The 19,142-nt window shown below is 66.3% G+C and carries 15 protein-coding genes; 8 read left to right on the top strand and 7 right to left on the bottom strand.

Annotated features, from left to right (window positions below; genetic code table 11):
• Positions 1-147 precede the first annotated feature (147 nt).
• Entirely contained in the window at positions 148-1,293 is a 1,146-nt protein-coding gene (locus SH602x_RS07305; protein WP_479476159.1) for a cysteine desulfurase family protein, read from the bottom strand.
• Positions 1,294-1,612: 319 nt separating this feature from the next.
• On the opposite strand from SH602x_RS07305, the gene SH602x_RS07300 reads away from it, so the two are divergent.
• Entirely contained in the window at positions 1,613-2,653 is a 1,041-nt protein-coding gene (locus SH602x_RS07300) for a DUF1559 family PulG-like putative transporter (protein WP_479476158.1), read from the top strand.
• Between the two features lie 69 nt (positions 2,654-2,722).
• Here SH602x_RS07300 and tadA read toward each other — a convergent pair whose 3' ends face one another.
• Positions 2,723-3,205 (bottom strand): tRNA adenosine(34) deaminase TadA, encoded by a 483-nt coding sequence (gene tadA, locus SH602x_RS07295; RefSeq protein ID WP_479476157.1) that lies wholly within the window; start codon positions 3,203-3,205, stop codon positions 2,723-2,725.
• Between the two features lie 256 nt (positions 3,206-3,461).
• A complete protein-coding gene (locus SH602x_RS07290; RefSeq protein WP_479476156.1) occupies positions 3,462-4,148 on the bottom strand; it encodes a 3-keto-disaccharide hydrolase in 687 nt (228 codons plus the stop codon).
• 256 nt (positions 4,149-4,404) lie between these two features.
• On the opposite strand from SH602x_RS07290, the gene SH602x_RS07285 reads away from it, so the two are divergent.
• The 3 genes from SH602x_RS07285 to SH602x_RS07275 all read left to right on the top strand — a co-directional run bounded on the left by SH602x_RS07285 (position 4,405) and on the right by SH602x_RS07275 (position 7,776).
• Entirely contained in the window at positions 4,405-4,821 is a 417-nt protein-coding gene (locus tag SH602x_RS07285) for a VanZ family protein (protein ID WP_479476155.1), read from the top strand.
• Between the two features lie 729 nt (positions 4,822-5,550).
• A complete protein-coding gene (locus SH602x_RS07280; RefSeq protein ID WP_479476154.1) occupies positions 5,551-6,627 on the top strand; it encodes a TIGR03009 domain-containing protein in 1,077 nt (358 codons plus the stop codon).
• A 282-nt stretch (positions 6,628-6,909) separates the two neighbouring features.
• Positions 6,910-7,776, top strand: a complete 867-nt coding sequence (locus SH602x_RS07275) for a hypothetical protein (protein WP_479476153.1) — start codon at positions 6,910-6,912, stop codon at positions 7,774-7,776.
• A gap of 9 nt (positions 7,777-7,785) precedes the next feature.
• Here SH602x_RS07275 and SH602x_RS07270 read toward each other — a convergent pair whose 3' ends face one another.
• Complete coding sequence (locus SH602x_RS07270; protein WP_479476152.1) at positions 7,786-9,468, bottom strand: alpha/beta hydrolase; 1,683 nt, start codon at positions 9,466-9,468, stop codon at positions 7,786-7,788.
• 457 nt (positions 9,469-9,925) lie between these two features.
• On the opposite strand from SH602x_RS07270, the gene SH602x_RS07265 reads away from it, so the two are divergent.
• Both SH602x_RS07265 and SH602x_RS07260 read left to right on the top strand, forming a co-directional pair.
• Positions 9,926-12,196: an NfeD family protein gene (locus tag SH602x_RS07265; protein ID WP_479476151.1), complete on the top strand. Its 2,271-nt coding sequence runs from the start codon at positions 9,926-9,928 to the stop codon at positions 12,194-12,196.
• 15 nt (positions 12,197-12,211) lie between these two features.
• On the top strand, positions 12,212-12,946 hold the full coding sequence (locus SH602x_RS07260) for an NfeD family protein (RefSeq protein WP_479476150.1): 735 nt from the start codon (positions 12,212-12,214) through the stop codon (positions 12,944-12,946).
• A 179-nt stretch (positions 12,947-13,125) separates the two neighbouring features.
• On the opposite strand, the gene fliG is transcribed toward SH602x_RS07260, so the two are convergent.
• A complete protein-coding gene (gene fliG, locus SH602x_RS07255; RefSeq protein WP_479476149.1) occupies positions 13,126-14,130 on the bottom strand; it encodes a flagellar motor switch protein FliG in 1,005 nt (334 codons plus the stop codon).
• A gap of 201 nt (positions 14,131-14,331) precedes the next feature.
• Between fliG and SH602x_RS07250 the strand changes: the two genes are divergently transcribed.
• The gene (locus SH602x_RS07250) at positions 14,332-15,087 is read left to right on the top strand and encodes a hypothetical protein (protein WP_479476148.1); all 756 of its coding nucleotides are present in this window, start codon (positions 14,332-14,334) and stop codon (positions 15,085-15,087) included.
• A gap of 109 nt (positions 15,088-15,196) precedes the next feature.
• Positions 15,197-16,438 carry a cell envelope integrity TolA family protein gene (locus SH602x_RS07245; RefSeq protein ID WP_479476147.1) on the top strand — a complete coding sequence of 414 codons (1,242 nt, stop codon included), beginning with the start codon at positions 15,197-15,199 and terminating at the stop codon, positions 16,436-16,438.
• 30 nt (positions 16,439-16,468) lie between these two features.
• Here SH602x_RS07245 and SH602x_RS07240 read toward each other — a convergent pair whose 3' ends face one another.
• Together SH602x_RS07240 and SH602x_RS07235 are read right to left on the bottom strand one after the other, a co-directional pair.
• Positions 16,469-18,055 (bottom strand): hypothetical protein, encoded by a 1,587-nt coding sequence (locus SH602x_RS07240; RefSeq protein WP_479476146.1) that lies wholly within the window; start codon positions 18,053-18,055, stop codon positions 16,469-16,471.
• A gap of 241 nt (positions 18,056-18,296) precedes the next feature.
• On the bottom strand, positions 18,297-19,139 hold the full coding sequence (locus SH602x_RS07235) for an ExeA family protein (protein ID WP_479469314.1): 843 nt from the start codon (positions 19,137-19,139) through the stop codon (positions 18,297-18,299).
• Positions 19,140-19,142: the final 3 nt, after the last annotated feature.

Below are 19,142 nucleotides of genomic sequence, written 5' to 3'. Positions count from 1 at the left end.
AACGCGGGTCAAACCACGACTCTCGTGCTGCAACTGAATCCCTGAGGGACGTGGGTCAATGACCCACCCTACAGGAACGACGAGCTACAAGATCGGCTACTTGCAACCCATTTTCACGAATCGCTCCTTCGCTGACCAGCGCCGGCGTCAGCGGCGCAGGCTTTCGAACGCTCCGAGCAGTCGCTCGACGGCGAAATCGATCTCCTCGGACGTCGTATCGGGGCCGACGGAGAGGCGGATCGCGCACTTCGCCTGTTCGCGATCCATGCCGAGCGCCTTCTGCGCAATGGTGAGTCCGTCCTGCATCACCCCGCAGCCCAGGCCGGTCGCCATCGCGACCTCCGGCAGACGCTGCACGAAATCCATCGCCCGCACCGAGCCGAACGTCAGATAGGACGTATTCGGGATGCGATCGACGTCGGCGCCGTAGATCGTCAGGTCTTCGCCGAGGGAGCGCAGCAACTCGTTCTCGAGCCGTCCGCGAAGCTCCTGCTGGTAGGCGCCGATGCGTTCCCGTTCGTGGGTCGCGATCGCCGCCGCCTGGCCCAGGCCGATGATGCCGGGGACGTTCTCCATCCCGGGGCGGACGCCCGATTCCGTCGGCGAGCCGCAGATCCAGGGGTTCATCGGAACGCCTCGGCGGATGAAGAGCGCGCCGATTCCCTTGGGTCCGTGAATCTTGTGCCCGGAAAGCGACAGCAGATCGACCTCCAGCGTTTCGACGTGCGTCGCCAGGCGACCGACGGTCTGGCAGGCGTCGATGTGAAAGAGCAGGTCCCGCTCCCGGCAGATCTGGCCGATCTCCCGGACCGGTTGCAGCGTTCCCGTCTCGTGACTGGCATGGGTGACGCTGACCAGGAACGTATCGGGCCGGATCGCCCGGCGAACGGCATCCGGATCGACCAGGCCGTTCCGGTCGGCGGGGACGACCGTCGCCTGGGTTCCCATCTTCTGCAGCAGGGTCGCCGCCTCCCAGACGGCGGCGTGTTCCATCGCCGTCAGCACGATGTGCCCTTCGGTCGGGAACGAAGCGAACCGCCCCAGCGTCGCGCCGAACAGGGCCAGGTTGCAGCTTTCAGTCCCGCCCGAGGTGAAGACGATCTCGTCCGATTCCGCCTGCAGAAGCTGCGCGACGAGTCCCCGGGCGTCCTCGACCGCTTCCTCGCACGCGCGACCCCAGGCCGAAACGCTGGAGGGGAGGGCGAAAAACTCCGTGTGGAAGGGCATCATCGCCTCCAGCACGCGGGAATCGAGCGGCGAGGTCGAATTGAAGTCGAGGTAGACTCTGCGCATCGGCGGAGGACTGATCGCGGGAGGAACCGGTCGCAAGAATGCGTCTGCGACGTTTTCCCACGCGGCCGCCGCCTTCGCGAGGGGAGGCGACGCTTTGCAGCTTCCCGGCGAGCGGAGGGTGTTAGCCCTCCGTGTCCGAATCTCTGGATTGCGCCGAAAGCACGGAGGGCTGACACCCTCCGCTCGCCGTTTCTCTCGTATGAAAACCCGCGGCGAATTCTTTACCCCCGGGGCCCGGTGTGGGATGATACAGAGGCTCATCCGCTTCGAGAGGATCTCTCTCGGACCGCTTTTCATTCGATCGCAAGGGGTTCCGCTCATGGTCGTTCGGCAGACGCGTGCGCTTCGGCCGTCCGCGTTCACGCTCGTCGAGTTGCTGGTGGTCATCTCGATCATCGGCGTGCTCATGGCGTTGCTCCTTCCCGCGGTCAACGCAGCCCGGGCGGCGATGTGGAAGGCGGAGTGTTCCAACAACATCAAGCAACTGACGACCGCCATGACCAACTGGTCGTCGGCGAAGCAGATGCGCCTGCCGGGTTACGCCGAGCCGGTCGGGACGATGACCATCGGTTCCAACACGGTTCCGAAGCGGATGCCGTGGCCCGTCGCGCTGATGCCCTACATGGAACAACAGCAGCTCTACGATCAGTTCCGCAGCGCCACGCTCGCCCAGGCGATCGGAGCCTCGGGCACGAGCGGCGTGTTCGTTCCCACGTTCGTCTGCGCTGCCGACGGCGAAAAGGGAAGCCAGTCGGGCGCGCAGATGAGCTACGTCGCCAACGTCGGCATGTTCGTCGCGAACCGCGATCCGACCGCCGCCGTTCAGCCGGCCTACAAGGCGAACGGGGTCTTTCAGAACGCCGAAGAGAAGCGGACCGGGCCCCTGCCGGCGAACGTCATTCTGCCGAAGATCACGCTTAGCCTTTCAGGCATCAAGGACGGCGCCGGCCAGACGGTCGCGTTCTCCGAGAATCTTCAGGCGGTGACCTACGGACTTCCCGCCGCGTACGATCCGACGACGCTCGCCGATGAAGAACGCTTCCGCCTGGCCGCCGGATTCCAGTGGTATCCCGCGCCCACGCCGGCGCAGTTGAACCGGGCGAAGATCAACGGCGACTTCAAGAATCCCGTCCTGGCGACGAATCCCGACATGACGGCCTATCCGCCTCAGGAAGCGGCTCGCCCGTCGAGCCAGCATGCCGGCGGCGTGAACATGGGCTTCGTCGACGGCCACGTGCAGTTCATGCCGGCGAACATCGACTACCTCGTCTACCAGCAGCTCATGACGCCGGACGGCGGAAATTCGAACATGCCGTCGGGCACCGGCAACACGCCGATCCCCTGGGAAGACATCAACTGATCCCGGCAGCGTGCCGCGAATCGATCCTGCAGCCCGCGTCGCTCCGACGCGGGCTTTTTCGTTGGCCGCTTACTTCTTCCCCAGCCGGCGCTTCGAGGCGAAGAACTCGGTCAGGATCGCGCCGCAGGGCTCGGCCAGCACGCCGGCGACGATCCGGCAGCGGTGGTTCAGCCGCGGGTCGGAGAGCAGGCGAAACATCGACTCCACGGCGCCCGCCTTGGGATCACTCGCGCCGAAGACGACGCGCGGCACGCGAGCCTGCAGGATGGCGCCGGCGCACATGGGGCAGGGTTCCAGCGTGACGTAGAGCGTGCAATCCTCCAGTCGCCAGTCCTCCAGCGACTGGGCCGCCTGCGTGATCGCGATCATCTCGGCATGCGCCGTCGGATCCTTCAGGCCCTCGCGCAGGTTGTAGCCTTCGCCGATCAGGCGGTCGCCCTGCACGATCACGCAACCGATCGGGGCCTCGTCCGCCGCGACCGCCTTCTCGGCAAGCTGCAACGCCCGCCGCATCCAGCGTTCGTCGGTCGAGGGGTCTGGTTCGTCGTTCAAGCGTGTTCCTCGACGTCAAGAACGAGGTCGACAGTGCAGGTCGGCTCGTGTGCCACGGCTGGCTTGCCCAGCCGTGCGGAGAGCTTGATATCGGTCGTCCAGACGCGCGCGTCTGCCAGGAGTCGGTAGCTTCTCCGCGAAAAGTCGTCGATGGCGAACCTGTATGAGGGGCGGCACGGCTGGACAAGCCAGCCGTGGCACACAGTTCTGTAGCGACGTGGAGTCGTCTGAGACTCGGTCCGACAGCTTGCGTCCCCTACTTCTCCGCCGCTTTCTCCGCTTCAGCGTTCGGCATTACCTCCCGGTACTCGATCTTCTTCACGGCGCCGTGCGTGGCGTAGGAGGCGAAGCCGAGGGGACGGCAGGCTTCCATCTCCCACCGGACGCCGATCGCCTTGCCAGCGATGTCTTCGTCGATGACCTGCTTGTCGTCGATCCAGACCCCGATGCGGTCGGGCGTGACCCGGACGCGGAAGCGATAAGTCTTCCCCTTCTCGAAGCTGAAGACTTCGCTGGTCTGATTCTCCGACGCGTCGAACCCGTCGATGCTGGACAGGCCGATCAGCGCGCCGCCCCATCCGCCGTTGACGAACGTGCAATGCTTCTCGGCGACCGGGAACGTCGCCGCGGCGAAGAAGTCGGTGCCGCTGATCTTCGTCGCCTCCCAGCGCAGTTCGTAGTTCGTCTTGGGGAACTCCTTCGTCCAGACGACGCCGGTCAGGTCGTTGCCCGCCGGCAACTGGATCGCTCCCTCTTTGACGACGACTTCGCCTTCGCCGCCGAATTCGACGCTCTTCCAGTCGCCCAGCGCCTTGCCGTCGAAGAGCGACTTCCATCCCGCTTCCGCCGGCGCCTTTTCTTCGGCGAACGAACGGGGCGATACATGTGCGAAGAATGGAATCGCAAGGAGCAGGGCGAACGAAACGAACGCGAGGCGGGGCATGCGTCGGTCCTCGATTCAGGAGGGGGCGGGCGTCGCGATCACTATAATCGATCCCGCACGCCCGATCCGCATTCCGAACGTCGTCCGATCGGTCGAAGCGCGAACGCAAGCCGGTCCGCGCCGAGCGCGCGGGTATAGTGATCGAGGGACCTTGAGCTCTCGCCGGCAAGCGCCGCTCCGCGACCGGAACCGCCGCGCCGTTCGCTCCGCCCTCGCGCCTTCCTCCTACCGCCCGCCGCCGCGCGTACCGACTTCGATGCGACGAATCGTCCGCGGCGCGCTCCTCCTGTTCGCTCTGTACTGGGCGACGCTGTTCGTGCTGATGCACGTGCCGGTCCCGGTCCGGAGTCCTGCGCAGCATTTCGACAAGGTCGTCCACTTTCTCGCGTACGCGGGACTCGGCGCCGGAATGATCTGCGTCATGCCGAGCGTCTGGCGCCGAAGCGTTTTCGGTCTGCTGGCGGCCGTCGGAGCGGCCTGCCTGTACGGCGTGATCGACGAGGTCATTCAGGGCTTCGTGCCGGGACGGACCGCCGACCTTATGGACTGGTACGCGGACGCCGCCGGCGCGACCGTCGGCGCGACCGTCGCGTGGACGATCGCCGGCCTGATGAGACTACGGAGTCGTCGAACTCGACCGCTGGCGCTTCTTCCTGGCGAGCGGGCGGCGTAAGCCTTTAGTCTCCGGATCGATCGCCGGCGCTTCGGACTCGGAGGGCTGACGCCCCCCGCTCAGGAGTTCGCCGCGTAAGAAAAGTGTCGCCTTCTGAGCTGGACAGCGCGTATCGTTCAGTTGGCGGGGATAAGCGCCGGCCCAGGTGTCGCGGTCGAAATTCTAGATACTCGACCCTCGACTTGCCCACGACGACCGTTATCCCTATTGCGCCCCCCGCCAGCCGACGTCGGCCTTTTTCGACCACCCGAACGAGATCGTGACCTTGAACTGAGTTGTGACAGACGCGCCTCGATTCGGCCGGCCCGCGAGCGCACCTTGCGACGGGCGAGCCTTCTCCGGTTTTCCGCGATTGCTTCGCAATCGGGGTCGCCGAAGGCGACGAGAGGAAACGACGCGACGATCAAGTGAACGTGACGTCAGCGACGTCCGGCCGCATTCCTCTTGCGGCTGACGCCGCCCCGATTGCACAGCAATCGCGGCCACCCAGCTGTCGGCGCCACCAAGTTTCGGGCGCATCGCCGAGACAGTCGCCGAGTCGTGGTCGCGCGAACGGCGTTCGTCCGTGCGAAACCTCTATTTACTGACGAACGCGAAGTCTGTTTTACTTACGTTCGCGTTCGCTATTCTCTGCGCCCCTTCCGACGGAACGGAGGGCGACGGCGAAGAGCCCCACCCGGCGATCGCATTTTTTCGGACGGCTCCCTCAACGGAATGAGGCTGATCGCGATGTTGACGACGCGCGTCCTTCGAACGGCGCTGTGGCTGAGTTTCGCCTCGGCGGGCCTCGTCGTGCATGTCGGTTTCGCCCAGGGCGACTTCGCTCCTGTCGGAGCGGGACCCGCCGGCGGCGCTCCGGTCGGCGGCATCGACGCCGGCATCGATCCGCTGCGGCAGGGCGGACCGGCAGTCGATCAGCGGCTTCCTCCCGCACAACTTCCCGGCGCCGCGCCGAACGCCTTCGGGCCTGGCGGCCCTCAACCCGGGATGCCGCTGACGCTGCCCCAGCCCTTTCCGCCGCAGACGGACAAGGAACTGGCCTACATCGAACAGTTGCTGACCTTCTGGGAGCAGCAGTCGGGCAAGATCCAGCGCTATCGCACCGAGTTCAGCCGCTGGGTGACCGACCCCGTGTTCGGACCGGCGGAAACGTTCAAGACCTTCAGCAAGGGCGAGATCCGCTACGAATCGCCCGACAAGGGCCTGTTCCGCGTCGACATGACCGGCCAGTGGACCCCCGCCGCCGAGGCAGGCGGCAAGCCGACGTATCCCGACATGGGCGACGCGGGCAAGGAGCAGTGGATCTGCGACGGCAAGTCGCTGTTCGAATTCAACTACGCCCAGAAGAAGCTCGTCGAGCGCCAGTTGCCTCCCGAGATGCACGGCAAGGCGATCGCCGACGGTCCGCTCCCCTTCGTCTTCGGCGCCAAGAAGGAGACGATCCAGTCCCGCTACTGGCTCCGCGTGACGACGAACAAGGAAGCGCAGGAGAAGGGCGAGTACTGGCTCGAAGCCTATCCCAAGTCCCGCGACGACGCGGTCAACTACACCAAGATCGAGATCATCATCGCCGGCGCCGACTTCCTGCCCAGCGCGATCAAGATCTACGAACGGAACAACGTCGAGACCATCTACCAGTTCACGAACCGCTCGTCGAACTGGAACTCCACCCTGGAGAAGGTCGGTCTCTGGCGGAGCGCCTTCAACCCCGCGACGCCTGCCGGGTGGGAACGCATGGTCGAAGCGGCTCCCGGCGATCCGTCGGCGGGTCCGATGGCCCAGCGCCCGGGCGCTTCGCCGCGATAGGGTCGCCGAGAAGTCCGGTCGTCGCCTGGCTATCTCCTTCGCGGGAACGAGGTCGGTCGCGATGATCACGACGCTCATCTTTCGCTCGGCGCTGCTGTTCGGGCTCGCCTCCGCGGGCCTGGCTTTGTCGGATGCGGCCTTCGCTCAGGGCGATGGCGCCCCCGACGGGCCAGCCGTTTCGAGCGATGTCGATGCGGGAACGATCCGCCGGCAGCGGACGCTCCGGAAAAACCTGCGGTCGACCCGCGTCTTTTCCCGGCTCAAACGTCGCGCTTCTTCGGCGTGTGGCTGGACTGGGCGCCGAAGCTCGGCACGCCCCGGGCGCTGCGGCAGCCCTTTCCGCCGCAGTCGGAAAAGGAACTCGTCTATATCGAGCAGGTTCTGACCTACTGGGAACAGCAGTCGGACAAGATCCAGAGCTACCGCTCGGATATCAGCCGCTGGGTCATCGATCCCGTCTTCGGACCGGCCGACACGTTCAAGACCTTCAGCACGGGCGAGCTTCGCTACGACTTGCCGAACAAGGGCCTGTTCCGCGTCGACGCCACAGGGCAATGGGCGCCGCCTGACGCTGCAGGCGGCAATCCGACCTACCCTGACATGGGCGACGCGGGCAAGGAACAGTGGGTCTGGAACGGCAGCGCGCTTTTCGAGTTCAACTACGTTCACAAGATACTCGTGAAGCGTCAGCTTCCCCGCGAGAAAGACGGCGAGCCGATCGCCTACGGCCTGTTGCCGATGGACTCCGGTCCGCTGCTGTTCGTCTTCGGCGCGAACAAGGAGACGATCCAGTCCCGGTACTGGCTCCGCGCCGCGGGAAACAATCAAGCGCAGAAAAAGGGCGAGTACTGTTTCGAGGCCTATCCGAAGTTCAGCCACGACGCGGTCAATCACAGCAAGATCGAACTCGTCATCGCCGGCGGCGACTTTCTCCTGAGCTCGATCAAGATCTACGAGCGGAACGGCGTCGAGACGATCTACGAGTTCACGAACCGCTCCGCGAACTGGCTGGTCGAACCGAAGAAGGACGGCCCTTGGGAAACCGCCTTCGATCCTGCGACTCCGCCCGGATGGGAACGCCGAGTCGAGCCGGCGCCCTACGAGAAGGCGGCGCCGAAAGCGGCAGGTCCCGACGCTCCCGCCGAATGAGCGTCGAGGTCAAGGTTTCTTCGGCGGCGTGAACAGCGTTTTCAGCCGCTCGGTTCGCTCGTCGTCCCAGTCGGGCGGATCGGTGACCGCGACCCAGCCGTCGATATAGTTCGCCGGCGCGTAGTTGTGCCCGTAGCCGGTCGGCACCGCGGTCGCCATCGGGATGTCGAATCCCGTCTGCAGGAACGTCACCAGCGGATACCAGCGAAAATAGGGCGAAACGTCCGGGCCGCGCCCCCCTTCGAGCCACTCGGGCTCGCGGTAGGCGAGCTCGGGCGAGAAAAAGACCATCGGGTCGCTGGCGTGTTGCAGGTAGACGAATCGCATCGAGCCCCAGCGCGCGCCGTCCAGATCGAGCGCGTTCTTCTGGCCGGTGAATCGCAACATCGAACCGTCGCCGACCCGCGGTAGCCACATCGGCGAACCGGGATCCCGCCGCTGCGTCGCCGCGTTCCAGAGGGGACTCGGAAAGGGGGGGCCGCTCCAGAGTCCGCCGTCGATCGGATCTTCGAAGATCGTGAAGATGTCGGCGCTCGACTCCGAACCGAGCGACCCCAGGCTCAGGCCGTGAACGTAGAGCTTCGGGCGGGTCTCCTTCTCCATTTTGGTCCAGTGACCGTAGATCTCCTGGAAGAGCGCGTGCGCCGACTCGCGCGAGCGCGGCGGGTCGATCAGGATCGTGATCCAGCTCGGCAGGTAGGAGTACTGCATGCTCACGATCGCCGTGTCGCCGCCGTGCAGGTACTCGACCGTGTCGACGGCGCCTGGGTCGAGCCAGCCGGTGCCCGTCGGCGTGGCGACGATCAGGACCGAGCGGTCGAATCCGCCGACGCGTATCAGTTCCTGGAGCGCGAGTTTGGCCCGCTTCTGAAGGTCCTCTTCCGTGCGGAGTCCGACGTAAACGCGTAGCGGCTTCTTGGCCGGGGCGCCGGTGAACGCCTCGATCTGGGCCTGGGTGGGCCCGGCGGCGAGGAAGATTTTGCCTTGCCTGCCGATGCTGTCCCACTCGACGTCGCTCTCGGCGCTGCCGGTCGAATCGGCGTCGCTCGGCTGCTCGATTCCGTCTTCGACCGCTTCGTCGAGTTGCAGGAACGTCGCGTCCGCGACGTCCAGCGCAAGCCTCAGGACCACGTCATTGGTCAGTAGAAACAGGCAGATCGCGAGGATCGCGAAGCTGAGCGCGGTTGAAACCCGTCGGGGAGCGACTTTTCGGATCTGTCGATCGATGACCTCCCAGACGTATCGCAGCAGCCGAGCGACGCCCACCAGGATCGTCGCGACGACGATCGCGATCAGCAGGACGCGAAAGGGATCGGCCGACGCGACCGGCTCCATATCCATCAGCGTGCGGATGGAGTTCTGCCAGACGACGGCGTACCACAGGAAAACGACGGCGACGACGGCGACCCCAACGCTGGAAATCGCTTTGCCGACCCGCTGGACGCGCGGTCCGAAGTCGGGAATCTCCAGGTACTTCCAGAACAGCACGAAGCAGACGCCGAGCGCATAGCCGACCCCCAGCGCGATTCCGGACAGAACCCCCTGCACGGCGTAATGCCGCGGCAGCAGCGTGGGTGTCAGCGACCCCGCGAAGAAAAGCGTCCCGAGCACGAGCCCCACGAACGAGAAGCTCTTCCAGTGACTTTCCGCCCAGCGGAGCGTTCGACGCAGGAATTCGGAGAACCTGGACATGCAGCGCCGGGGCGAAAGGGGGGCGTAGCGAAACGCGAGGCGTCGTCGGTCGAACGGGTCGCGAATGGATTACGATCATTGCCGGGCGATGCCCCCTACGCGATAGCGCCGCGCTGCTTTCCCCGACAATCTTCGCGCTCTGTCGGCGGAGTAAGCCCTGCGGAGTTCCGGCAGTATGCGACGGGCGCTCGCGGTCATTGCGGCGGATCATCGGGCGCAAACGGGGCAGGCCGCGCCGTCAAGCATTAATTTGTCCCCCTACCTGACGGTCCTATAATGACCGGGCGAATCGCGATCGCGTCGGTTCCCGCAGCGCTTCCCTGGCCGAAGCGGTCGGGGAGCCTGCGTCGCGGTTCGCGGTAAGCGGCAGTGGCGTGTTCGCGATTCTTCGGATCGTTCGCAGGCGAGCCTTTCGGCTCCTGGCGGACGGATCGACTGACGGTCCGGGACGAGACGCATGACCCTTCTTAGCGCTCGACCGCGTTCGACGGCGACGACGTGCGATGGGAAGCGGTACGCTTTCTCCGCGGCGATCGGCCCCTGGCTCGTTCTCTGCCTCGCGATCGGCGGGGCGTTCGGGACTACGCCGCGGGTCTCCGGCGCGGAAGGCGATCGCGTCGCGGAGGAGGCGCCCGCTGCGGTTCGTCTCGTTCGCGTGCCCCTGCCGCTGCGGGATCAGCGGGACGCTCAGGTTCTCCGCAGTTTGACCCGCGCGGTCGAGGATCTGGAGGAGACGTCCGGCGTCGCCCGACCGATCATCGTGCTGAAGTTCGAGCCGGTCGAAGGCGAGGAGGCGGCGCTTTCGGAATTCGAGCGCTCCATGGCGATCGCACGGGAGCTGCTTTCGCCTCGCTACGGCTCGGTGCGGATCGTCGGATGGATGCCGCAGGGCGTCTCCGGACATGCTGTCCTGCCCGCGCTCGCCTGCGAAACCTGGCGCTTCGGAAACGAGGCGTCGATCGGTCGGGCCGCAGCCGGTGAAGAGCCCTTCGATCCGCTCATCTGGGAGAACTACCGCCGGATCAACGAACGCCGGCGGATGGTCCCCGAGGCCATGCTGAGGTCGATGCTCGACCCGGCGCCCGGTCTCGTGCGACTGGAACTGGCGGACGGCGTGGAACATCTCTCGGTCGCCGACGCCGATCGTCGCGCGCAGGAGGTCTTCGTCGAGCGTCGCGAACTGCTGGCCGCGCCCGGCTCGGTCGTCGAATTGCGCGGGATCGAATTGCAGCGACGCGACGGCCTGGCAGCGAGTCCGGCGGACGATCTGGCGTCGCTGGCCGCATCTCTGGAAGTGAGTCCCGAGGCGTTCCTCGAAGCGGCGGGTCCTCCCGAAACGGGCGTCGATGCGAGGGTCGTCATCGAGGGTCCGATTCACGCCCGATCGGCCGGCTGGGTCGCCGCCGCTCTCGCCTCGGCGCCGGGGGGAGAGTCGCTCCGCGTGGTCGTGGTGGAGTTCGACACGCCCGGCGGCGACGCCACGATGAGTCAGCAGATCGCCGAGACGCTCGCCGCCCTCGATCCGGCGAAGACGCGAACCGTCGCGTGGGTTCGCGAAGAAGCGCTCGGCGACGCGGCGCTGATCGCGCTCGCCTGCGACGAGATCCTGATGCATCCCGAGGCCAGGCTGGGAGGCCCGGGCGCCGAATCGCTCTCGCCACGACGCCGCGATCAGATTCTGCTGACCGCCGGGGAACTCGCGGCCAAGAAGGGTCGCGAACCGAGCGTCGCGCAGGCGCTGCTCGACGGGCAGGTCGAACTGAAACGATTCACGAACTCCCGGACTGCCGCCGTCCGTTATCTGACGGATGCCGCGCACGCCGAACTGGAAGACTCCGACCTGTGGCAGGCGGGCGAGCGGGTGGTTCTGACCGAAGGATTGACCCTGGCCGAAGGGATCGAGCGAGGCTGGATCTCGGGCGAAGCGGTCGATTTCGCCGCCGTCGCCGACCGTTACGGCATCGCGGGCAAGCCGCTCGACCTGCGTCCGAACTGGGCCCATACGGGAGTCGAACGCTTCGCCCGATTTCTCTCCACGCCGTGGGTCACGCGCCTGCTTCTGTTCATCGGCTTCATGGCGCTGATGTCGGAACTGTCGTCGCCGGGCCTGGGCGCGCCCGCTTTTCTGTCGGCGCTCTGTTTTCTCGCTTTCTTCTGGAGCCAGTTCCTTAACGGGACGGCCGGCTGGCTCGAGGCGCTCCTGTTCGGAGCAGGCGTCAGTTTCATCCTGGTGGAGATATTCGTGACGCCCGGGGTCGGGTTGTTCGGCATCGGAGGGGGCATCATGACCGTCGCCTCCATCATCCTGGCGAGCCAGACCTTCGTACTCCCCGGCAACGAGTACCAGTGGGGACGCGTGCCGGAGTCGCTGTCGTACCTCGGTTCCGGCATGCTGGGACTCGTGGCCGCCGTCGTGGCGTTTCGCTTCTTTCTGCCCTACACGCCCTTCTTCCGCCGACTGGTCCTCGTGCCGCCTGATTTCGGGTCGGAGCAGGGCGGCGAGGTCGGCGCCTCCCGCTTCGCTTTTCTCGTCGGCGAAACGGGCGTGACGCTCTCGCCGCTCGTGCCGTCGGGCAAAGCTGATTTCGGCGGGCGAGAGTTCTCCGTCGTTTCGCGGGACGGCTACGTCGAGGCGGGCGCCGCCGTTCGGGTGACGCAAGTCTCCGGTTCGCGCATCTCCGTCGAAACGGTCGACGAATCGTTTCTCGACGAAGACCAGTACGCTTAAGCGACAAGGAGCCCGATGGATCCGTTGCTGTGGGGATTGCTGCTGCTCGCCGCCGGCATCGTGCTTCTGATCGCCGAGTTCTTTCTTCCCTCCGGCGGGGCGCTGGCTGTCGCCTCCGCGGCCTGCATCGTCGCCGCGCTGGTCGTTCCGTTCTTCGCGGAAGAGGGGAGCTGGTGGCGGGCGAGCGTGGTCCTGCTCGTCGCTCTCGTCGCCGTGCCGGTCACGATGCGGGCGACCGTCGAATGGTGGCCCCGTTCAGCGTTCGGACGCCTGCTGCTGATCGAGTTGCCCAAGAAGCCCGACGATGTTCTGCCCGCGGAGGCCGTAGCGCTTCGCTCGCTTGTCGGAACCGTCGGCGTCGCGAAGAGCCCCATGCGGCCGAGCGGCACCGTCTCGATCGGCGGCGTCTACTACGACGCGGTTTCGGAGGGGATGCCCATCGAGAAGGGCGATCGGATCAAGATCGTCGCCGTGCGGATGCGGCAGTTGATCGTCGTTCCCGCGCGCGAGGCCGACCTGGCGGCAGCGGGCGCCGCGACTCCGTCCGTCCGGGCGACGCCGACGCAGCCGCGCTCGCCGACGTTCGAGGATTCGACGACGGACGATGCCGACCGCAGTCGTCTGGACTCCTTGCGGCAGAGCGACGACCTCGCCGCGTCGATCGAATCGCTCGACCTGTTCGACGCCGGGAAAGCGTCGACCGACGATCTTTCGCGAGGGCCTTCCAACAAGCGACCTGTCGACGGCTGACGCCTACAGTCGGGTAATGGTTGGTCTATCGCTCGATGTCAGATATGGGTGCCATGCCCACGTCGCGAAGCAGCGTGGGCATGTTGGGTTCGAGCGGCCCTTTGCATGCCCACCCTGCCTTCGGCGATGTGGGCATGGCACACAGACTGTTTGGCCGCGTCGACTGACGCCGAAGCCGCTTACTCGATCAGGGCGTCGCCGTTCGATTCGCTGCGCGTGCTGATCTCGCCGTTGTCCTCGCAGGTGCGGACCATGTCGACGATGGTCTGCTGAGCCAGTTCGACTTCGGAACTGCGTACGGGCCCGAGCATGTCCATTTCCTCGGCCAGCATCTCGGACGCCCGCTTCGACATGTTGCCGAGCACCTTCTGCTTCAGTTCGGGCCGGCAGCCCTTCAGGGCCAGTGCCCACTGCGACGCTTCGATGTGCTTGAGCAGCGTCTGGATGTCCTTGTCGCCCAGTTTGACGATGTCGTCGAAGACGAACATCAGGCGGCGGATCTGTTCGACCAGTTCCTCGTCCTCGTGCGCCAGCGAATCGAGGATGATGCGGCCCGCGGCGCGATCGATGACGTTCAGGATCTCCGCCGCCGACGAGACGCCGCCCGCCTGCTTGAGAGACTGATCGAGCACCGCGGCGATCCGATGCTGCAGCGCGCGTTCCACGTCGGAGACCGTTTCCGGCGCCGTCTGTTCCATCCGGGCGATCCGGCGGATCACCGAGAGCTGCTTCTCCGGAGCGAGGCCGGCCAGGATTTCCGCCGCGTACTGCGGAGCTAAATACGACAGGATCAGCGCCAGCGTCTGCGGATGCTCGTCGGAGACGTAGGTCAGCAGGTTCCGCGGATCGACCTGCTTCAGAAAGTTGAACGGCGTCGCCTCGATCGAATGTTCGATCTGCTGCAGCGTCGACTTCGCCCCGTCGCCGAGCGCGAGTTCGATCAGGTTCTTCGCCAGGTCGAGCCCGCCCAGCGGACCGCCGAGCCGGTGGGGATCGGAGGCGAAGAAATCGGCCAGGGCCGACTGCTGCTCCTCGGTGCGGAGCGATCCGAGCCTCGCGATTTCGAGCGAGACTGCCCGCACTTCGCCCGCCGACAGCTTCTTCATGATGCGGCCCGCGTCTTCGGCCGGCATCGAGGCCAGGACGATCGCCGCCTTGCGAAGAGAACTGGGACCGCCCGCCATACGTAGCTGACCGGGAAGAAGGGGCTCTGGAATAGGAAGCTTCGTACGGAATCGGACGATCCTGCCGAAGTCTCCAGTCGTGCCGCCGCGACCCGGAAAGTCGGCTCAGGTCGAACCATCTGACGCTCGAATCGGCGGAGATCGGGTTTAGCATGAGAAGCAAGCGGCCGAAGAGCGACCGCTCCCGCTGGTCGATCGTTCATGACTGCAACCAACGAAACGGACGATTCCCCCGCGTTGGCCGTCGCTTCGCCGTTGCTGGCGGCCGCGGCGACGGCGACGCTCGCGATCTGCGCTCAGGACTGGGCCGCCGGTCGTATCGCTGGCGAGGGAGCCATCGGGCCGGCGACGATCGCGGCGATCGCCGGGCTTTCCGCGATCCTCGGCGGAACGAAGCTTCCGCTCCTCGTGCGGGTCGCCGTCCACCTCGGCTCGCTCTGGACGCTCCAGCAGTGGCTGGGGTCGGGAAATATAGATGCCCCGACGTCCGGCCTGTTCTTCGTCAGTACGGCGGCGTTCGTCGGCGGAGCGGCTGTCGCCGGACTATCCATGTTCGGGCGAGACCGAGCGAAAGGAGAGCGACGATCCCTCGGCACGGGCGATCTGATCGCGGCGCTCTTCGCGTTCTCGGCGTACGTCGCGATCGGCCAGCACGCCGCCGGTTTCTGGAACGCTCCGTCGATGCGCCTTCCGGAACTGGCCGTTCAGCATGCGCTCCTCCCGTACGCGGCGCTGATCCTGCTCGAAGTCGTCCTCGGACGCGTTCTCGCGAGCGTCGCGATCTGTCTGGCGGCGTTCGCCGTGATGATCGTCCTGCCAGGGTTATCCCCGGTCGATCCGTTCGCGACGGCGCTGATCGTCGCGCTGCGCATCGTCGGTCGCCCCATCGAGTCGGCAGATCCGCAGGCCGCGTCCGTCGCACGGCCCCTGCGAACCTCGGTCCCGCCAGCGGCGTAAAGACCATTTTCGACCAGGCGTCGGCGTCGGGTATAGTTGAGAGCGAAGCGGCTTCGGCCGCAGCCCTCGCCTTCCAGGGCCCGAGCGCCTCGCGAACGAGAGAACTGAGATGTCCCGCTCAATTAGAACCCTATGCAGGACGACGTTCTGCGTCGTCGCTTCCGCGATCGCAGCGATTTCGCCGGTGACGGCGGATGAGCCGAATTCGCTTCAGGCGGAATCGGCCGTCGCGGAAGCTGCGGCGACGCTGGATCTTGCCGAAGTGCCGCTGGAAGAACTGGCCCGACGGCTCGACGCTGATTCGTTCGACGAACGTCAGGCCGCGTCGGAGGCGCTCTCGAAGCGCGGCGCGGAAGCGACGCCCCTGCTCGAGAAACTGGCGACCGAAGGGACCCGGGAGGCGAAGTCCCGGGCGATCGATCTGCTGATCGGCCAGGCGAAAGCCGAGGGCCAGGCCAAGACAGAGGGCGAAGCCGAGTCGAAGGGCGAAGCCGAGTCGAAGGGCGAAGCCGAGTCGAAGGGCGCCGCGAAGGCCGCGCTGGAACGACTGGCGAAGTCGGCGGACGCTTACGCATCGCGGCGCGCGGCCGAGGCGCTCGCTCCGCCGGTCGAACGCGCGGACGCTCCTCAGATCGCTGCTGCGCAGCGAGTGCAGGTTCTGCCGATGCAAGCTCGGCTGGGTCCGAACATTCGCATCCAGGCGATCGGGCCGAACGGCAATATTGTCGTGCGAAACGCCGGTCTGAAAGTCCAGCGCCGCAACGTCAACGGCGAGGAGACGATCGAAGCGGAGGAGGGCGATCGCAAGGTGCGGATCGCGAAGACCGCCGACGGAAAGATCGAGGTGGAGATCGTCGAGACGAAAGAGGGCAAGGAAGCGACGGAGAAATTCGCGGCCAAGGACGAAGCCGATCTCAAGGCGAACTCGCCCAAGGCGTACGAGCTTTACAAGAAGTACGCGGGCGACGGCGGACTGCAGGCGCAGATCGTCGTCGGCAACGCGATTCCCGGCGGTTTCCCGGGCGGCATTCCGGGATTCGCTCCCGCGCTGCCCGCGGCGCCGCCGTTCCCGTTGCCGGCCGCGGCGCCGGCGAACGAGATGCGGCTCGAGATGCTCAAGCGGATGCTGGACAACGTCCACCGCCAGGAGCGGATGATTCAGGAACAGATCGACGAACTCGAGCGGGAATTGCAGGCGAAGGATCTTCCCGTCGAAGCGCCCGAACTTCCTCCCGCGCCGCCGGTCGAAGCGGCGCCGGCGCCCTTGCCGGCGGACGATGCGCCCGCGCCCCAACCTCCGAACGTCGATCGCGACGCCGGTTCCGACGCGAACGGCGGCAGCGACGATTGAGAACGCCGGGCCAGCGACTGCATCGGTCGATCAGGAACCGACGGCGTCGCGCTCGTAAACGAGAAGCCAGACGCGTCCGAACGATTCGATCGTCCGCGGCTGGCTAAAGCCGGGGGGCAGCCGGTCGCGGAGTCGGCGGATCATCTTCTCCGGCGCCGCGTCGCCGCCGCGAACGACCGCGTAGAGCCTGCCCGACGCTTGCGCTTCCGCACGCAGTTCGGGACGGAGCGTCATCTCGTCCCGCCGGTCGTACGAGATCGACTGGATCGTGCGATCCTGCATCGATGGAAACGCGAGCAGCGGGAAGGCGAGATACTCGCGGCGACGCGGATCATCGGAATCGAACCAGCGCTTCGATTCGATGACGTCGGCGTCGAGGACGAGCGGACCTTCCGGCAACTCGTCCAGACGCTCGGCCAGGCCCGCCCAGTCTTCGTTGCGGGAAGCGGGCGCGATGCGTCCGGTCTGCAGCAGCGTCGTCGCCCCGCCGCTGAACCAGATCAGCGTTCCCGCGACGAGCGCCGCGGTCGTACCGCGCAGCCAAGGGGGTGAAGCGGCAGCGACCGTCGTCGCGGCGAAGAGCGGCAGCGCGGCGACCGCGCCGATGAGATAGCGGAAGTGGTAGACGCGCGCCAGGTCGGCCCAGGTTCCGATGCTCGCAATCAGAAGCGGGATCGCGAACGCGAGCAGGCAGAAGGCTGCGCCGGCGATCGATGCACGCGCGGCGGTCGCAGGCTCCCGCTTCGATAGACGATCGAGAAGCAAGGTGAGCGCCAGCGCGGCCGCGGGAAGGGCGAGGAACGCGAGCAGTTGGAAGTCGACGATCCAGTTCCAGAGATCGGGACTGCGAATGAAGGCGCTCCACGCTCCGCGACGCTCGTAGAGCGCGATCCAGAAGGGAGCGCCCGCGACGCAAAGAATCCCGACGATGCCCAGGTCCGTAAGGCGGGCCTTGATGGAATATCGCTCCCGGCTGCGAGTCCGCAGCGAGCTGATCGCCAGGGCGAGCGCCGTCGCCGGGACGAGCAGCAGCGCCGTCGGATGGAGCCAGACCGCGGCGGCGAGCCCCGCGACCCATGACGCTCTCGCTGGGAAGAACCTTCGTCGTGGCGTTACAACTTCTTCTTCGACGCTTCCCGTCAACGAGAGCGCGTCGGCGAGGTTTGTCCACACGATCATGGCCGCGAAGAAGACCAGTGCGTAGGGACGCGCCTCGACGAAGTAGAAGACCAGCGTCGGCCAGAAGAGCAGCGCGCCCGACAGGGCGAGTCCCGTCGCCGTCGAACGGGTCGCGCGCGCGACGAAGCGAAAGATCAGCGTGATCGCCGCGGCTCCCGCCAGGACAGAGAGCGCCCGCATCGCTTGCGGATCGAAGCCGAACGCTCGTCCGACCAGCGCTTCCATCAGAAAGAAGGGGGGCGACTGATTGCCGAGCGCGCCCCGTTCGAGCGTCTGGCTCCACGAGCCGCGGGCGGTCCAGACGGTATGCAGTTCGTCCAGCCAGAGCGGGTCGTCCGCCTGAAGCAGCAGGCAAAGACTGGCGACCGAGAAGAGCGCGGCGCCGGTCGCTCGAATCCGCTGCGTCAGGCGATCGGCGGCGACAGGGAGCGGCTTCACGGCGGGCGATCGGTCAGACAGGCGACGCAGCAGGGCCGCCGTTCGAGAGGGCGGAACCTTCTCCGCCGAACCCGCATTTTATCGACGATTCGCCGCGGCTGTAACGCAGCGGGAACAGCGAGCGGCAATTGCGTGCTACGGCTGACTTGTTCAGCCGTGAGCGCGACGTCCACCATTCGGCACGGCTGGACAAGCCAACCATGGCACACGGAAGAGACGATATCGCTTGTATCAAGCGACGCTACGCCGCGTCGCGGAACGTTTCGCTGGCCGGTACGGGGGCCAGCTCTGCCGCGACGTCATGCAACAGGTCGGCGTCGACCAGCGTTCGCTCCTCCGCGAAGCCGATGAGCAACGCGAGGTCGCACAAGCGATCGATACGCCGCGGCGCGCCGCCCGTCAGCGCGGGGAGCGCCTGGAACGCGTCGTCGGTGAAGATCTCCCGTCGCGCCCCGGCGGCGGAAAGTCGAAATAGCACGTAGTCCGCGGTCTCGGCAGGATTGAAGGGCCGGATGACGCACTTCGCCCCCAGCCGCTGGTCGAGATCGGGCATGCGGATCAGGCGCGACAACAGATCGGTCTGCCCCGCCAGAATCCATTGCAGGGCGGGCGGCCCTTCGTTGAAACCCAGCAGCAATCGCAGCAGTTCCAGCGTCCGGCCGTCGTCGATCAGGTGGGCGTCGTCGATGGCGACGATCGCCGAGCGACCCTCGCTCGTCAGTTCGGCGAGCCGCTTGCGCAGGCGCCGCAAATCGCGGTCGAACGAATTCGACGGCGCTTCTGCCGGATCGTCGCCGCAGAGTTCGGCGACGAGGAACGAGAGCAGTTCCGTCGGCGACAGCGTCGGAACGGGCAGCCGTACGATCGGGTCGAACTGCGGCGGAAGCTGGGCCAGAACGGAGGCGAGCAACGCCGTCTTGCCGACGCCGGTCTCTCCCGCGAGCGCGGCGGCTCCCAGACGATTCTCGAGCACGTAACGGAGCTTCAGCGAGGCGCCTTGCAGCGACTCGGTGGCGAAGAACCGATCGGGGCCGGCGTTCGGCTCGAACGGTCGTTCCTGAAGCGCCCAGTAGTCGAGGTACATGTT

This window comes from Lignipirellula cremea (genome assembly GCF_056501455.1).
Note: the sequence above shows the minus strand (reverse complement) of the source record. Positions and strands in the feature narration are given on the sequence as shown.

What these genes read in the sequence shown, in the direction of transcription:
- SH602x_RS07300 (WP_479476158.1), top strand. Translation starts at nt 1,613, where the DNA reads ATGGTCGTTCGGCAGACGCGTGCGCTTCGGCCGTCCGCGTTCACGCTC.
- SH602x_RS07290 (WP_479476156.1), bottom strand. Translation starts at nt 4,148, where the DNA reads ATGCCCCGCCTCGCGTTCGTTTCGTTCGCCCTGCTCCTTGCGATTCCA.
- SH602x_RS07245 (WP_479476147.1), top strand. Translation starts at nt 15,197, where the DNA reads ATGTCCCGCTCAATTAGAACCCTATGCAGGACGACGTTCTGCGTCGTC.
- SH602x_RS07280 (WP_479476154.1), top strand. Translation starts at nt 5,551, where the DNA reads ATGTTGACGACGCGCGTCCTTCGAACGGCGCTGTGGCTGAGTTTCGCC.
- SH602x_RS07260 (WP_479476150.1), top strand. Translation starts at nt 12,212, where the DNA reads ATGGATCCGTTGCTGTGGGGATTGCTGCTGCTCGCCGCCGGCATCGTG.
- SH602x_RS07285 (WP_479476155.1), top strand. Translation starts at nt 4,405, where the DNA reads ATGCGACGAATCGTCCGCGGCGCGCTCCTCCTGTTCGCTCTGTACTGG.
- SH602x_RS07250 (WP_479476148.1), top strand. Translation starts at nt 14,332, where the DNA reads ATGACTGCAACCAACGAAACGGACGATTCCCCCGCGTTGGCCGTCGCT.
- fliG (WP_479476149.1), bottom strand. Translation starts at nt 14,130, where the DNA reads ATGGCGGGCGGTCCCAGTTCTCTTCGCAAGGCGGCGATCGTCCTGGCC.
- SH602x_RS07270 (WP_479476152.1), bottom strand. Translation starts at nt 9,468, where the DNA reads ATGTCCAGGTTCTCCGAATTCCTGCGTCGAACGCTCCGCTGGGCGGAA.
- SH602x_RS07235 (WP_479469314.1), bottom strand. Translation starts at nt 19,139, where the DNA reads ATGTACCTCGACTACTGGGCGCTTCAGGAACGACCGTTCGAGCCGAAC.
- SH602x_RS07265 (WP_479476151.1), top strand. Translation starts at nt 9,926, where the DNA reads ATGACCCTTCTTAGCGCTCGACCGCGTTCGACGGCGACGACGTGCGAT.
- SH602x_RS07305 (WP_479476159.1), bottom strand. Translation starts at nt 1,293, where the DNA reads ATGCGCAGAGTCTACCTCGACTTCAATTCGACCTCGCCGCTCGATTCC.